At 43.2% G+C, this 14,010-nt stretch carries 12 protein-coding genes; 4 read left to right on the top strand and 8 right to left on the bottom strand.

From position 1 onward, the window contains the following. Window positions 1–4: 4 nt before the first annotated feature. Entirely contained in the window at window positions 5–160 is a 156-nt protein-coding gene (locus DET59_RS07565) for a DUF1540 domain-containing protein (RefSeq protein ID WP_113969077.1), read from the bottom strand. A 143-nt stretch (window positions 161–303) separates the two neighbouring features. Here DET59_RS07565 and DET59_RS07570 point away from each other — a divergent pair, with 143 nt between their 5' ends. Then, entirely contained in the window at window positions 304–579 is a 276-nt protein-coding gene (locus tag DET59_RS07570; protein ID WP_113969078.1) for a hypothetical protein, read from the top strand. A gap of 324 nt (window positions 580–903) precedes the next feature. Continuing rightward, complete coding sequence (locus DET59_RS07575; RefSeq protein WP_113969079.1) at window positions 904–1,659, top strand: sugar phosphate isomerase/epimerase family protein; 756 nt, start codon at window positions 904–906, stop codon at window positions 1,657–1,659. Between the two features lie 47 nt (window positions 1,660–1,706). Here DET59_RS07575 and DET59_RS07580 read toward each other — a convergent pair whose 3' ends face one another. Further along, the gene (locus tag DET59_RS07580; protein ID WP_113969080.1) at window positions 1,707–2,687 is read right to left on the bottom strand and encodes a zinc-binding dehydrogenase; all 981 of its coding nucleotides are present in this window, start codon (window positions 2,685–2,687) and stop codon (window positions 1,707–1,709) included. A gap of 293 nt (window positions 2,688–2,980) precedes the next feature. Between DET59_RS07580 and DET59_RS07585 the strand changes: the two genes are divergently transcribed. Both DET59_RS07585 and DET59_RS07590 read left to right on the top strand, forming a co-directional pair. Then, complete coding sequence (locus tag DET59_RS07585; protein WP_113969081.1) at window positions 2,981–3,352, top strand: winged helix-turn-helix transcriptional regulator; 372 nt, start codon at window positions 2,981–2,983, stop codon at window positions 3,350–3,352. 443 nt (window positions 3,353–3,795) lie between these two features. Continuing rightward, the gene (locus DET59_RS07590) at window positions 3,796–5,439 is read left to right on the top strand and encodes a M4 family metallopeptidase (protein WP_113969082.1); all 1,644 of its coding nucleotides are present in this window, start codon (window positions 3,796–3,798) and stop codon (window positions 5,437–5,439) included. A gap of 241 nt (window positions 5,440–5,680) precedes the next feature. On the opposite strand, the gene DET59_RS07595 is transcribed toward DET59_RS07590, so the two are convergent. Genes DET59_RS07595 through DET59_RS07620 form a run of 6 tightly spaced genes read right to left on the bottom strand, consistent with a single transcriptional unit; the run spans window position 5,681 to window position 14,009 of the window. Further along, entirely contained in the window at window positions 5,681–6,907 is a 1,227-nt protein-coding gene (locus tag DET59_RS07595; RefSeq protein WP_113969083.1) for an aspartate kinase, read from the bottom strand. 37 nt (window positions 6,908–6,944) lie between these two features. After that, window positions 6,945–8,765 (bottom strand): IucA/IucC family protein, encoded by a 1,821-nt coding sequence (locus tag DET59_RS07600; RefSeq protein ID WP_113969084.1) that lies wholly within the window; start codon window positions 8,763–8,765, stop codon window positions 6,945–6,947. Between the two features lie 38 nt (window positions 8,766–8,803). Continuing rightward, window positions 8,804–10,147, bottom strand: a complete 1,344-nt coding sequence (locus DET59_RS07605) for a lysine N(6)-hydroxylase/L-ornithine N(5)-oxygenase family protein (RefSeq protein ID WP_113969085.1) — start codon at window positions 10,145–10,147, stop codon at window positions 8,804–8,806. Then, on the bottom strand, window positions 10,116–10,673 hold the full coding sequence (locus tag DET59_RS07610) for a GNAT family N-acetyltransferase (protein WP_113969162.1): 558 nt from the start codon (window positions 10,671–10,673) through the stop codon (window positions 10,116–10,118). Before DET59_RS07610 ends, DET59_RS07605 begins: the two co-directional genes overlap by 32 nt. 22 nt (window positions 10,674–10,695) lie before the next feature. Next, window positions 10,696–12,489: an IucA/IucC family protein gene (locus tag DET59_RS07615; protein WP_113969086.1), complete on the bottom strand. Its 1,794-nt coding sequence runs from the start codon at window positions 12,487–12,489 to the stop codon at window positions 10,696–10,698. Next, the gene (locus tag DET59_RS07620; protein WP_258549605.1) at window positions 12,486–14,009 is read right to left on the bottom strand and encodes a pyridoxal phosphate-dependent decarboxylase family protein; all 1,524 of its coding nucleotides are present in this window, start codon (window positions 14,007–14,009) and stop codon (window positions 12,486–12,488) included. Before DET59_RS07620 ends, DET59_RS07615 begins: the two co-directional genes overlap by 4 nt. Window position 14,010 lies beyond the last annotated feature (1 nt).

The following is a 14,010-nucleotide window of genomic DNA, read 5'->3' on the forward strand; positions in this document are numbered from 1 at the left end:
TCCATTACATACCCGGATCGAATGTTTTACAATCTGTTTCTTCACTGTTGTGGGCTTTGTCCCCTTTATGACTGACAACGAAAATCTGGTCTGCAGAGCACTTCTTGCCTTCACGGTTATATTTGCAGTTGCTTACTTCACATAGTACGACTTGTGCCATCTTCAAACACCTCCCTTATTATCTTTAGAGTGTACTTTTCCACCCTGTTTCATACCTCGCTTAGGGAAAGTGATCATCATATATCTGGAGCTTTCCCCATATAATCAAAGAGATATGTTTGATATGAAGGGAGAATCTTCAGTATGGAGCAAAGACGTCTGTACCATGTTCAAAATCTTGCATTTGAAATCATGGATCAAATGAACACGGATAACGAATTAAAGAGGACAGAACATTTAAAGCATGTGATCGATCATCTATCCCGTGCAATTGGGAGTCTTACCGATCCATCAGGGACTTTCTCTATTGATTATGTTGAAGAAAAAATTGCCACCGCCCATTATATATTGTTTAAAAACGAGAAAAAAGTTGCCCGAATAAATTTTGACAAACAATCAGCTTCCGCTTTAATTAAATGAGAAAGAGGACTTACCGAATTATGGTAAGTCCTCTTCTTCTGTTTCAGTTACAATTCCAATACGCTAGCGTTCTGATTTTTACCATGATTTCCACGTTTGGTCACTACATGATAAACCGCGATCGTTATAATTATCACTCCACTGCAAATGATATACAAAGCCGAAAATCCAAACTGGGATGATCCTTTTATAGAAGGCCTATATGAAGAAACGATTCTTAAAGGTATTTCGGAGGAGGACTTAGAAGTATATAAGAGCGTGCTCTCTCAAATGAATGAGAACATTTCAAGAAAATAACAACCAACACATAATAGGAGTGTGACCATGAAAAAAATACCGATAGCCCTGCAGATGTATACTTTACGAGACGAAACGGAAAAGGATTTCACAGGGACACTTCAACAAGTCGCCGGGTTGGGATATGAGGGTGTCGAGCTTGCCGGGTACGGAGGGTTATCCCCGAAAGACCTTAAAGGTACACTCGATAACCTGGGGCTTCAGGCCGTTTCAAGTCATATTCCTTTAGCTGAACTGAGAAGCAATGCAAACAGAGTGATACAGGATCAGCTCGAGCTTGGCAGCAGCTATATCGTTTGTCCGTATCTTTTTCCTGAAGAGCGAACGGAAGAACATTATGTTCAACTGATCGATGATTTAAATTCAATCGGGGAGAAATGCTTCAACGAAGGAATCACCCTTTGCTATCACCATCACGATTTCGAATTAACCACCCTTTCCAATGAAAAATCGGCACTCGAAACGATTCTTTCCGAAACGAATCCACATTGGGTAAAGGCAGAGTTTGATATATACTGGCTCACCTTTGCAGGGGAAAAGCCGGTTGAATGGCTGAAACGATATCAGGGACGGACCCCCCTGGTACATTTGAAAGATATGACGATGGATGGGGAACGATTTTTTGCTGAACTGGGAACGGGCGGGGTGGATCTCTCATCAGTGCTCGATTATGGTATGCATAGTGATGTAGATTGGTGGATCGTTGAACAGGATGAATCCAGGATCTCCCCTATTGAAAGCGTCCGGATGAGTTTAGATTATTTAGGTCAAAACAAAATATAATGGAAAAAGGAGAGCCTGACACAACAGACTCTCCTTTTACTTCACCATCATTTTACTTTGGCTACGATTTTCCCCTTCACATGACGTTCTGATAAACGGCTCAGTGCTTCAGGAACTTCTTCCAAGTTCACCACTTCTTTTAACATCGCGTCTATTTTCCTTTGCTCCAACAAGGAGAGCATCTGGTCACCCATTGCGGCAAAGTCCTTTTGAGCATACACGTCATTGGATTGATGGGCCGCTGCCAAGGCAATCTCATGATAGGATACCACTTTAGTAAAAGGTTCTACTTTCGTGAAATCCGGAGCCCCTGCAATGTAAACCATGTGGCCCATATACGCAAGTGCGTCTAAAGAGTCTGTAGAACTTTGTCTGCTGACCGCATCCACAACAGCGTCCACTCCCCGTCCATTTGTTATTTCCATCACTCTAGCATTTACATCTTCTTCACGATAGTCGATGACATGATCCGCCCCAAGTGATTTTACATATTCATGATTGTGCACGGAAGCGGTGGATATGACTGTTTTACCTGCAAGTTTCGCCAGCTGGACACCAAATCCGCCTACTCCGCCTGCTCCACCATGAATCAGAATCGTATTGATTTGTTCGAGGGGAAGCTTGCGGTGAATTGCCTGATAAGCTGTGTAGCCTGCTGTCGGCAGAGCTGCAGCATCTTCAAAGGACACAGCTTCAGGAATACGTGAAACGGTATGGGCATTGATGATCGCAAATTCAGCATATCCGCCTTTTTTGGTGAAGTCACCATGGTAAACGACGCGATCTCCAGTTTTCCACCCGGTCACTCCCTCACCTTTCTCCACTATGACTCCTGCCACATCAAGTCCCAGAATATGCGGGTAAGACCAGACCGCCATTCCGTTGGTGGCTGTTTTATAATCAACCGGGTTCAGCCCGACTGCATGGACCTCTACTAGAAGCTCCCCTTTTTGTGGTGATGGTGTTTCCATTTCCTCGACCTTCATGTCTTTCCATAATCCTTTACCTTTTAAAAGCAGTGCTTTCATATACATTCATCTCCTTAATTATTTCCTTCTCGTGGTATATAATATATACTGTAATGAACATTGGCAAGTAGGCACCATTTAGTATCCTAGTTTCTGTTTGGAAACCTAAGGTGATACTGGTTCAGCTGCTGATTTCAGGCTATTTTTCAGCAGCTGAATATATTGTTGATTTTAACAGCTGAACTTCTTTGACTAATTGACTGCTGAATTTAACAAAAATTTCAACAGGTAAATTACGCAGGATTTTCAGCTGTCAAAACCAACCAACACATTTAATCCATGGAGGTACTCATATGAAACAACTAAACCCTGAATATCAATGCTCCATCGATCTGGTCATCGACGTCATCGGAGGAAAGTGGAAGGTTTTAATACTATGGAATTTGAACGAAGGTGTAAAAAGATTTAACGAACTGAAGCGATCCCTCCCAGACATCACTCAAAAAATGCTCACTCAGCAGCTTCGGGAGCTGGAGGAACATGGATTAGTCTCCCGCAGGGTGTACCAAGAGGTTCCACCACGGGTTGAATACTCCACGACAGATATGGGAAAAAAACTGCAAACCACTCTTTTTGAAATGTGTAAGTGGGGCGATGAGTATGCAGAGCAAAAAGGCATTGAGATGAATCGGTGCTGGACTTCATATAATTTCATGGAAAGCTGACGAAAAGGACTTGCCAAATTGGCTAAGTCCTTTTTTTGCGAATAGACTGTACCGCTCTCCCCCTTCCTACCTAGTCCTCGACCTATCTTCTGAATGTATTTATTTCAATTAATAACGTCATTCCCTTATATTATGTACTCGGCTGTGCCATTTTGTGAATGTTTTCACAAACATCAGGACCTCAAGATTTTCATATATGCACAAAAAATAGTGGAATATTCCCAGAAAAATATTTTTTCACAAAATGGATAGATAACAGAAGAAATCCCCCTTCTATTTGCGCGAAATCGACATGATATAACACGAAATATTTTTAATTTACTGAAAATTACCATTTTTCCCATTGTCAATCTTGCAATTTTTTACTAGACTACTAATTAGCCGCCGGGGCCAAAAGAAATAGCTATTTCTCAAATCTATGATCAAAAGGGGAAATTGTAATTATGTCGAGAAAGAAACTCGTTAGTTTAGCACTAGGTACTTCACTTGTATTCAGCGCATCCTTTACAGGTGCCACCACATTTGCTCAGTCTTCTGATTCTATCACTTCAAAAATGGACATTCATCAAAAGGTCATGAACATAGATAAAAATGGACCTAGCTTCTTATCTGGTAAACTATCAAAAGGTATTGTAAAGAACGATAAAGATGTTAAAAAATTTCTAAAGGATAATAAAGGACTTTTCGCTGTCGATCCCCATTCTGAGTTGACATTACTGGAGAAGACGACAGACGAATTAGGAATGTCACATTATAAATTCACACAGTCAGTGGACGGTGTCCCTGTCGATGGAGCGATCTTCATTGTCCATACAAATAAAAAGAATGAAGTGACGGCAACAACGGGTCAACTTTATGAAGAAGCTTCTAAAAAAGTAACTAAGACAAAATCAAAAATCAATCAAAAGTCAGCTTCAGATTTAGCATGGAAGCACATTGGCGTTTCTAAAGCAGACACAATGGCGGGTACTCACGACGAGCATACCCTTGATGCGAAGAAAGAAAGTGATGTTGAAAGCACAAACGTTAAAAATGATCTTGTGATTCATGAAAAAGATGGGAAGTTCACGCTTGCTTATAAAGTGCAGCTTCAATTCATCCAACCATACGGAGCAAACTGGCAGGTATACGTTGATGCGACTGATGGCTCCATCCTGGAAGCTTACAACGCAGTGACGGATGCTGCTACAACCGGTTATGGATATGGCGTATTGGATGACTATAAAGACCTTAATACTTATTATTCAAACGGTACTTATTACTTATATGATGTGACGAAGCCAATGAATGGGGTCATCGAAACCCGAACAGCTCAAAACGGTTCAAGCCTTCCGGGAAGCTACACAGTCGATAGCAATAATGCGTGGACTGCTTACTCCCAAGCGGCTGAAGTAGATGCCCATGCGTATGCAGGCAAAGTATATGACTATTATAAGAATACTCATAACCGAAATAGCTATGACAATAACGGAGCTACCATCCGTTCCACTGTCCATTACGGCTCGAATTACAATAATGCGTTCTGGAATGGTTCCCAAATGGTCTATGGAGATGGGGACGGAACAACCTTCACTTCCCTATCGGGTGCATTGGATGTCGTTGCCCATGAACTGACTCATGCCGTAACGGAACGTACTGCCGGATTACAATATCAATATCAATCTGGTGCTTTGAACGAGTCATTCTCTGATGTTTTTGGTTATTTCTTAGATTCAGGTGATTACTTGTTAGGTGAAGATATCTACACGCCAGGCATTTCGGGAGACGCCCTTCGCAGTCTATCGAATCCTACTCAATATGGTCAACCTGCTCATATGAATAACTATGTGAACACTTCTTCCGATAACGGAGGCGTTCATACAAACTCTGGTATTCCAAATAAAGCTGCTTACAACACGATTTCAAGTATTGGTAAAGCCAAAGCAGAAAAAATCTACTACCGTGCTCTGACTGTTTACTTAACACCGACAAGTAACTTCAGTTATGCTCGTGCGGCTCTTTTACAATCGGCTGCAGATCTTTACGGTAACGGAAGCGCTACTTACAATTCCGTTAAATCAGCATGGGATGCTGTTGGGGTTTATTAATTCACGATTGATTTATGATACAAAAAGCCGTCCTATATCTGGGCGGCTTTTTGTTATGGGTTGATTGATTGAACAACACCCATTCATAGAATACACACCAAAATTCAACATCATTTCCTGGGAAAAGATGTTGAATCTTGTCCTATATACTCGAAAAGGAAAAAAGAAACGATTCTTTTCCCCTTTGTTATTTTTTTGAAGTAGAATCCCTGATATATTCCACCAATACTTTCTCTTGCATTTACACTGATGCCTTCATCTTGTCCTCATAATCCAATCCAAATCCGGAATGCAAGCATTCTAGAGCCGTTTGGATATGAGTTTTCTCGATCACTGCCGTTACGCTTATAGAAGATTCACCTACCAGTTTCACTCTCACGGCGTTTTCCAATAGCATTTTGCACATTCCTATCTTAATCTCAGGCTGCGCTTTCATATTTTGTCCGATTGCAGACACCTTTGACAGGCTGCTTCTTTGTTCGATGCGTGAGTACTTCCATCTGTCTTTCTTATTTTCTAAGATGAATAATACCTCTTGAAGATCTTGTTCCTTAATTAATAAAGACAAGATGTTTCGGCACCCCTGTGTATAGACATCCGCCTGAATATGACGAGATGCCAGCTCACACATCAGTGCTTTCCGGAACCCTTCGACATCTTCACAATCAAACATTTCTACTCTATTTATATCCTTTTCAAATGTGACACCGATCACAGGACTTGATCCAATCTGCTTTGCCTTCCCATGAATCTTGGTACCCCTGCCCTTTTCAAAGCTGGATTTTATATAGAGTGGAATTCCGAATTTCTTTGCATGTTTAACCGCCCTTGGATGTAGAACACCCGCTCCCATGGAGGCCAGATTCTGCATGTCCTCATAGGAAAGGGAGGTGATCTTCGATGCTTTCGGAACAAACCTGGGATCAGAGGTGTATACTCCGTCGACATCCGTATAGATGTCACACCGATCTGCCTTTAACGCGGACGCAAGTGCAGCTGCCGTGATATCGGATCCCCCTCTTCCCAAAGTGGAAATGTCCCCATCTTCCGTTACTCCTTGAAAACCTGCCACTACAACCACTTTTCCATGATTCAATTCGTTCCTGATACGCTTTGTGTCAATCGATTGAATATGGGCATTTCCAAGGACTGAATCCGTTTGAATGCCTGCCTGCCAGCCTGTGAAAGAAATCGCCTCCAACCCTTGCTGTTGAAGAGCCATTGTCAGTAGGGAGATCGTCACCTGTTCACCCGTTGACAATAGCATATCCATCTCTCTCTTACTTGGCTCACTCGTGATGTCACTTACCAACTTTACGAGTGCGTCGGTGGTTTTCCCCATAGCAGAAACGACTACAACGACGTCATGACCTTTTTCCTTCTCTTGTATGACCCTGTCTGCCATTCGTTTTATTCTCTCGGTAGAACCAACAGAGGTTCCACCGAATTTCTGAACAATTGTACTCAGGAGATGCCCCTCCTTTCTATTTGGGAATTAAAGCTGATCAGATTGAGCCAACAGTCCGGTTGATTTTATATGCAGCCAAAGCGTTTGTCACTTTCCCGAATTCGGAAGCGTGTGGACGGTCATCGTCATCAGAGTATCCGTAATCCACCATTCGGTTACGGTTCAGGCATAATTTCGTAAGCTCCGGTTTAAAGAAGTCAAACAGCGTGAAGCGTTCTTGTAATTGCGGGAAACGTTCCTGATAGTTGAGTATGGATTCAGCAAGGAGACCCCAGAATGTTTCTTCTTCCATCATTCCATTGTTCTTCAACAAGTTACTCAAGTATCTCAGGTGACAGATAAAAAGACCCGTGAAGATGAACTGTGTCAGCCCTTCAGGCGGCTCTGTTCGAAGGACCGCTTTAAATTCAGATGACAGCCCTTGCAGCTCAGGGAAATCCTGGTCTGAAATATTGACGTCATCAACAAAGTCTTTAATCGCTAAACGGTGAGGCTTCGCACCCTTCAACACGACAATCGTATTTTGTCCATGAGGAGAGAATACCGTTCCGTATTGGTAAAGGTAATGAAGGAGAGGATCCATGACGACTTTGAAAAATTGCTTCATCCATTCTTCTGAGCTGAGACCTGACTGTTCGATCAAACCCTCAACATACGGTTTATTGTTATGATCTTCATACAATAAGGCAGCCAGTGTAATCGCTTGTTCCCCGTCTTCTAAATACGTATAAATGCTTTCTCTCCATATGGTTCCAAGCATCTCCAAGTATTGGTACGGTGCCTGCTTTAATTGGGTATAGTAATGGTGGTTTACGTTCATACTGGCATTTTCCCCTGGCAGGATGACCCGGCATTCGTCTTTTAAAAATGGATCCTTTTTAGCCATCCCTTTAATGAACTCTGTCACCTTGGGAGCGATCACGGTACGTTCAGATGGCAGTCCCCGATAAACCAGCGTGTTCAAAATGCTCATCGGAAGCTTCACATGATGCTTATCTTTGTTTGATCGATTCACGAATGTCCGGATCGACTGCTGAGGAAGATAACGGTCTTCTCCCTCTCCCAAGGGAATGATGCGACCCATGGCCAGCTCCTCGGGGAAATTCTGAATCAATGTATTTTTCCATTGCCACTCGTGCACCGGCAGGTAGTAATATTCCGAAGGTTCCTTTCCATTTTGTTTGATGATCTTTTCAAAGCGGTTTCGCTCTTCTTCACTTAGTTCACCGGCAATCAACGTTTCATAATCCAACCCTTCCACAGATTGAAACGATGCAAGGTCCTTATGTACGGCAACCCAGGAGAGCTGGACCTCCTTCTGTTGTTCAGGAGCGAAGGCAAGGTAATCGTCATATCCGAACCCGATTCTCCCTTTGTTATATGTAATCCACGGGTGGCCGGTCATATAACCTTCAAGAGTGGCGTAGTCTTCATGAATCAGGTCGTCGGATGTTTTCGTTTCCTTTTCAAGAAGGTGGGCATCGGCTATTAACGTACTGTTCATTTCCTTGATTAAATGCCCAGCCGTCTCAGATGACATCCCGATGACACCTTGAAGATCGACCAATAGCTCTATTGCACTATGGGCTTCCTTTCTTCCTCCATTTTCAACGATATATACCGTCGCCCATTTCACATCGAAACTATCAAATAATCGGTTTTGTGCGATATAGTGATAGTGCTTGGAATCTGTGACCTGCAGGGAATACTCAATATCCTCCCCATTTTCTGAAAGGATTTCAGGACGGACCATATCTTCATACATATACTCAGACAGCATTTTACCAATCAATTTCTTGTTTACTTCCGTCCAGCTATCACTATTAAAAACACGTTGAATTTCTTCACTGAATAACATATGATCCCTACTTTCTCTTAGTCTATGTTTCCTTTGCATCAGAGAGGAACCGGAATGCGAGCCGCTCTCGTTCCAAAGGTTTGAAACACATTTTTGTTCTGAACCGGAAATACATCTCTCCCTGTAATGGTATTGATGATGACCGCATTACGGTGGGCACCGAGTCCAAGATCAGGTGCGCCGACTCCATGCGTATGCATTTCACCGTTCTGCACAAAGATTTCTCCCGGACCTTCTACATAGGTTTCCAATCGATAATCTTCCTTCACTTTGTATCTGTCATATTCGTCCCAGACAATCCACTCTTTCATTTTTGAAAGGAATCCAGGGAATGCAGGTTTGTAGCCAGTCCCGAGAATGATGACATCTACTTTATCTACAAAATGTTCATCCTTGATCCTGTGATAGCCCTGAAGTCCAAACCCTGTTTCATTCTTTTCGATACCGACGATCTCTGTCATGGCCTGCAAGCAGATGTCCGGCTCCTCGCTTCCTACAGATCGTTCATATAAATAATCATATATCTCGGCGATCGTCTCTGAACTGATGCCTTTATAAAGAAGATCTTGTTCCTTTAGGAGCTGATCCTTCTTTTCCTGTGGAAGCCGATAAAAGAAACGGGTATAATCGGGTGAAAAATACTCAAGGCCCAGTTTTGAATATTCCATCGGGAAGAATCCCTTTGAACGTGTATACCATTGCAGTGAAAATCCTTGATTCTCCTGCTCTTTGGCTACATCGAGAAACACTTCGGCTGCACTTTGACCGGATCCGATCACGGCAACGGATTCAGCATTTGCACATATCTCCTTATTGGATAAATAATCGGCACTGTGAAAAACGGTTTTTCCGAGCATACCCTGAAATGCTTCAGGTACAGATGGAACAGAACCTATTCCAAGTACGAGATGTTTCGTAAACAAAGTCTCAGTTTGTTGAAGGGCCTCATTCCACACGGTGACTTCATATACGCTGTCCCCACTCCCCAATTGGAACGGGACGACACTTTGGACATCCATCCCGAATCGGCATGTAGAGAGCTGTTCACTCACCCACTGGCAGTAATGGTTATATTCTTTTCGCGGGATATGAAATTTTTCCAGAAAGTAAAAGTGATATAGGCGGTTATGAGCCTCCAGGTAGCGAAGAAAGCTGTAATCACTTCGTACATCTGCCATACTGACTAAATCCGCAAAGAACGGCACTTGTAAGGTCGTTCCTTCAATCAGCATGCCCGGATGCCAATTGAAGGTTTTCTTTTTCTCCAAAAATACGCTTTCCACTTCGGGTACTGAATCCAATAAGGCAGCTAACCCGAGATTAAACGGACCCAACCCGATCCCGATGACGTCATATAAATCGTTTGTTGTGAAGTCCTTCATTCAGCCACCTCTTTTCAAATTCACTTCTCTCACAAAACATGAGCAGTGCGGTTTTGTCGGGGAGAGTAATTGGTTTAATAGGTTTAAAACCGCATTTCTCAAAAACATGGATCATTTTGTCATTTCGGATATCCGGTTCCGCTACGACTTTAGTCGTCTTCCATTCTTGAAACTGAAACGACACCATGGCTCGTAATAATGGCAGGGAAAGTCCTTTACCAAGATACTCCCTCTCTCCGATTAACAGATGCACACCCTGATCGAAAGGAGCAGAAGGATACGTTTCCTCCACCACGTCGCCTTTTACCCAGTAAACCTCCCAGTAACTTATGGCCACACCGTCAAGATACCCTGCGTAGAGGGATTGATGTGAATCAGACAAGGCTGTTTTCAAATGGTCTTGAAACTTCTCAAATGGAATATTTAAATTCCAAAATGGATGGACGTGTTCCTCCATCATCCACTTGTGAATAATCCCTCTGTCCCGGTCGAAATCAATCTTCTTAAATTGAATCGTCTTTTGGATTTCTTGATCATACACTTCGTAGTCAAAGGACATGATGGATCTCCACCTCTTTGGCAAGGGGATTCTTCACCATCGTATAGACTGATTGAGCTTCCATTGGACCGACCAGTTCATCCATGTCATAGAACCTTGTCAATAGATTCGCTTTACACGGTAGGACCGGTTGATATAATAAACTGCTCAGTAGATTGGACTCTTCCCCCCACTGCTGTTCATGGAACTCCAAACGTTCCTTTACAAGGTAGATAAGTCTTTCTTCATCGATGAGACCACTTGCCCCGAAACCATTGATCAATCCGAATAAATGGTTAAAGAAGAAGTAATAGCGCAAGCGCTCCTCTGCCACTTCATCAGCACAAGTCGTGTCGCTTTCCTGATTTAAGTCAGGAAGAAGCTCTTTGAGTTTTCCGACTTTCGATTCGCTATAGTAGTATCCCTGATTATCTCTATAATAGAAGGTTTCAGGATAACCATTCTTAAGTTGGATCACCGAATTCTGCTGATGGGCTTCCAGGGCGATCCCGTACGTGTGGAACAGCCAGACCATCGGATCCAGCGTCAGGGATAAGTATCGGTCGAACCATTCCAGACTCACTTCTTCCAGACTTCTATCCTCTCTTTGCGCTATCCCTTTAATGATGGAATGTATTCTGGCTTTTCCTCCATAAGCATGGTCATGGCATAGGGCTGCGATCAAGCTGGTATCTCGACTGTTTTCATAGAAAGGATTTCCCCTGATGACTAGCTCAAACCCGGAAACTTCTTCATTCAGGTCCAAGTTTAAATATGCAGGATCCTGGATGACCTTAAACTGCGGGAACTCTTTGTTAAGGCTTTTTCCCACCTCCGTTTCTAGTAATCTCGAAACCTCTACTCCCCTTGCCAGCTCCTTCTTTTGGTTGATGCGAAGAGAGTTTGTGATTTTGACAGGGACGGAGAATTTATACATGTACCGGGATTCCCTGTTATAGACGGTTCTAAATGACGAGGTAGCCGTGAAGCGCTTCCCTATCGGACCGATATATTCCAGTCGTCCTTCTGCCATCAGGTGTTGTACGTTCTCTTTTTCCAATAATGTCTTCACTTGAAGGGGGTGCACGGGAAGCAAGAGGCGTTCACCCTCTTCCAGCAGCTTCTGTAACCATTTCTGATCAACATCAAAATCATTCTTTAACTCTTCATAAATGATGGAAGCTGCAGATTTGTCGGTACTTGAATCCTGTTCTACCAATGATTTTCCCGCACTAAAGTAATGAAGCTGAAATTCCCCTTTATATTCAGGAGAATACAGATGGTCTTCTTGTTCCGTCAGGCCTTGTTTACTTTTCGGGGTTGGATGAAGCAAATGTCCGAATAGAAGGGACTGCTCAGCATCGATGTAGTCGAATTCTTCATCTGTAAGTGCCTCGTTGTCCTGTACCCGACTTTCAACATAGCTTTTTATACTTCGACAGCTTAAGATCATTCTTAAGAGCAGTTCGTCCTCTGCATCACTTTGACTCTTATCAAGTAAGAACTCTTTTACCACTAGTGTTGTAAGGGTAATATAGTCGAGTGGTTTCAATTCGCTTTTCCCCACTCGGTAATAAAGTGGAAAGCCGAATAGATGACGATCCGTAAGAGACCAATATCTCACTGGTATAATCAATTCAATCTGCTGTAGAACCAAATGAGATACAATGACTTTCTCAAACTGTCCAAGTGACGGATCATTGTCGTAGCGGCTCTCGTCAGTGTAGTTCCCTGTTTCTCTTAAATAGCAATTCAGAAAGCTTTGCATTGTTGCATGTTCAGCAATCTCCTTAGAATTTCTCAATGTATGACCCCTCCATTTACTAATTCAGTGCCGATTTCTTCAATCTCGTGTAGAAGGGAATGAATATCTTCCGGCTTTGTTCTTGGATTTAATAACGTCAATTTCAAGAAGGTTTGACCTTTTATCACTGTTTTCGCAATAACCCCTTTCCCCTTATAAAGCAGGGTTTGTTGGATCGTCCGGTTCAAATGATTGAGATCCAGACCCTTTCCCTCCATCCATTTCGGCTGATAGCGAAAGATGACTGTATTGATTTCCGGCTCAGGGTTTTGTATCACAATGTCCTTTAACTCTCCCATATAAGAAGCTGTGTATCTGGCGAGCTTCACCGTTTCGTCGATCATGCTGCCAAAAAGGTCGGTCCCTAGTGTCTTTAATGACAGATACAGTTTTAACGCATCGAATCTTCTAGTTGTTTGAACCGACTTATTCACCAGGTTCAAGATGCCCTCTTCATCGTCTTTGACGGGATTCAAGTAATCAGCATGATAGGATAGATAACGGAAATGGACCTCATCCTTAGCGAGGAACGCTCCGCAACTGATCGGCTGGTAAAATAATTTGTGGAAATCCACCGTAATGGAGTCGGCACTCTCCAACCCTTTCAGTTTGTCCGCATGAGAATGACTCAGCATCAGCCCACCGCCGTATGCGGCATCGATATGGAACCACAGCCCCTGCAAACGGGCGATTTCTGCCAGTTCCTCCATTGGGTCGATACTTCCAAAATCGGTGGTCCCACATGTCGCAACGAGAGCAAAGGGTAATAAGTTCTCCTGATCAAGCTTCAGTAGTGTTTCATTCACTTCACGGGCGCTCATTCGATGATTTTCATCGGTCTTGACCGTCACAACCGCTTGTTCCCCCAGCCCCAGTTGGGATGCCGCTTTCTTCACAGTGAAATGGGCTTCTTCTGAACAAAGAATCCTTAATCGGTTAAAGCCTTCAGGCAAACCATCCCGTTGTACGTTATGGTTCCATTTCGAATGACAGAAGGCATCGCGTGCCAAGAGGAGTCCCATGTAATTGGACTGGGTTCCACCACTTGTAAAGACTCCGCCGGATGATGTTGGCAGCTTAATTCTTTCCGTCAACCACTCCACCATTTCCGCTTCCACATAGGTGGCAGCCGTACTCTGATCCCAGGAATCCATTGATTGATTAAGGGCTGCGATGATCAGTTCCGCCGCCACACCTGGAAGAAGGGGAGGGCAATGTAAATGGGCCATACTCTTCTGGTGGGAAATATGAAGACTGTTTTTCAAGATCGGTCCATCGATTTCATCCAGGACTTCTGCAAAGGATCTCCCTTCAGGAGTAATCGTCATGATCGGTTTGATTTCTTCTTTTATTGCACAGGGCATTTTCCCGATAAAAGGTTTCCCGTTACCTTCATATAGCTTTTGCAGCTTCCTGCTTACTCTGTCTATCAGTTCATTAAATGCACGGATCCCTTCTTCCCCTTGATGAAGGAAGAAGGAGTCCTGGCTGTTTTCTCTTTCGATGGTTTTCATTTTCATG

Source organism: Rossellomorea aquimaris (assembly GCF_003315075.1).
GTDB lineage: Bacteria > Bacillota > Bacilli > Bacillales > Bacillaceae_B > Rossellomorea > Rossellomorea aquimaris_C.

Excerpts from the sequence above, each read along its gene's own strand:
- DET59_RS07590 (WP_113969082.1), top strand. The coding sequence starts at position 3,796 with ATGTCGAGAAAGAAACTCGTTAGTTTAGCACTAGGTACTTCACTTGTA.
- DET59_RS07620 (WP_258549605.1), bottom strand. The coding sequence starts at position 14,009 with ATGAAAATGAAAACCATCGAAAGAGAAAACAGCCAGGACTCCTTCTTC.
- DET59_RS07570 (WP_113969078.1), top strand. The coding sequence starts at position 304 with ATGGAGCAAAGACGTCTGTACCATGTTCAAAATCTTGCATTTGAAATC.
- DET59_RS07575 (WP_113969079.1), top strand. The coding sequence starts at position 904 with ATGAAAAAAATACCGATAGCCCTGCAGATGTATACTTTACGAGACGAA.
- DET59_RS07585 (WP_113969081.1), top strand. The coding sequence starts at position 2,981 with ATGAAACAACTAAACCCTGAATATCAATGCTCCATCGATCTGGTCATC.
- DET59_RS07580 (WP_113969080.1), bottom strand. The coding sequence starts at position 2,687 with ATGAAAGCACTGCTTTTAAAAGGTAAAGGATTATGGAAAGACATGAAG.
- DET59_RS07600 (WP_113969084.1), bottom strand. The coding sequence starts at position 8,765 with ATGTTATTCAGTGAAGAAATTCAACGTGTTTTTAATAGTGATAGCTGG.
- DET59_RS07605 (WP_113969085.1), bottom strand. The coding sequence starts at position 10,147 with ATGAAGGACTTCACAACAAACGATTTATATGACGTCATCGGGATCGGG.
- DET59_RS07565 (WP_113969077.1), bottom strand. The coding sequence starts at position 160 with ATGGCACAAGTCGTACTATGTGAAGTAAGCAACTGCAAATATAACCGT.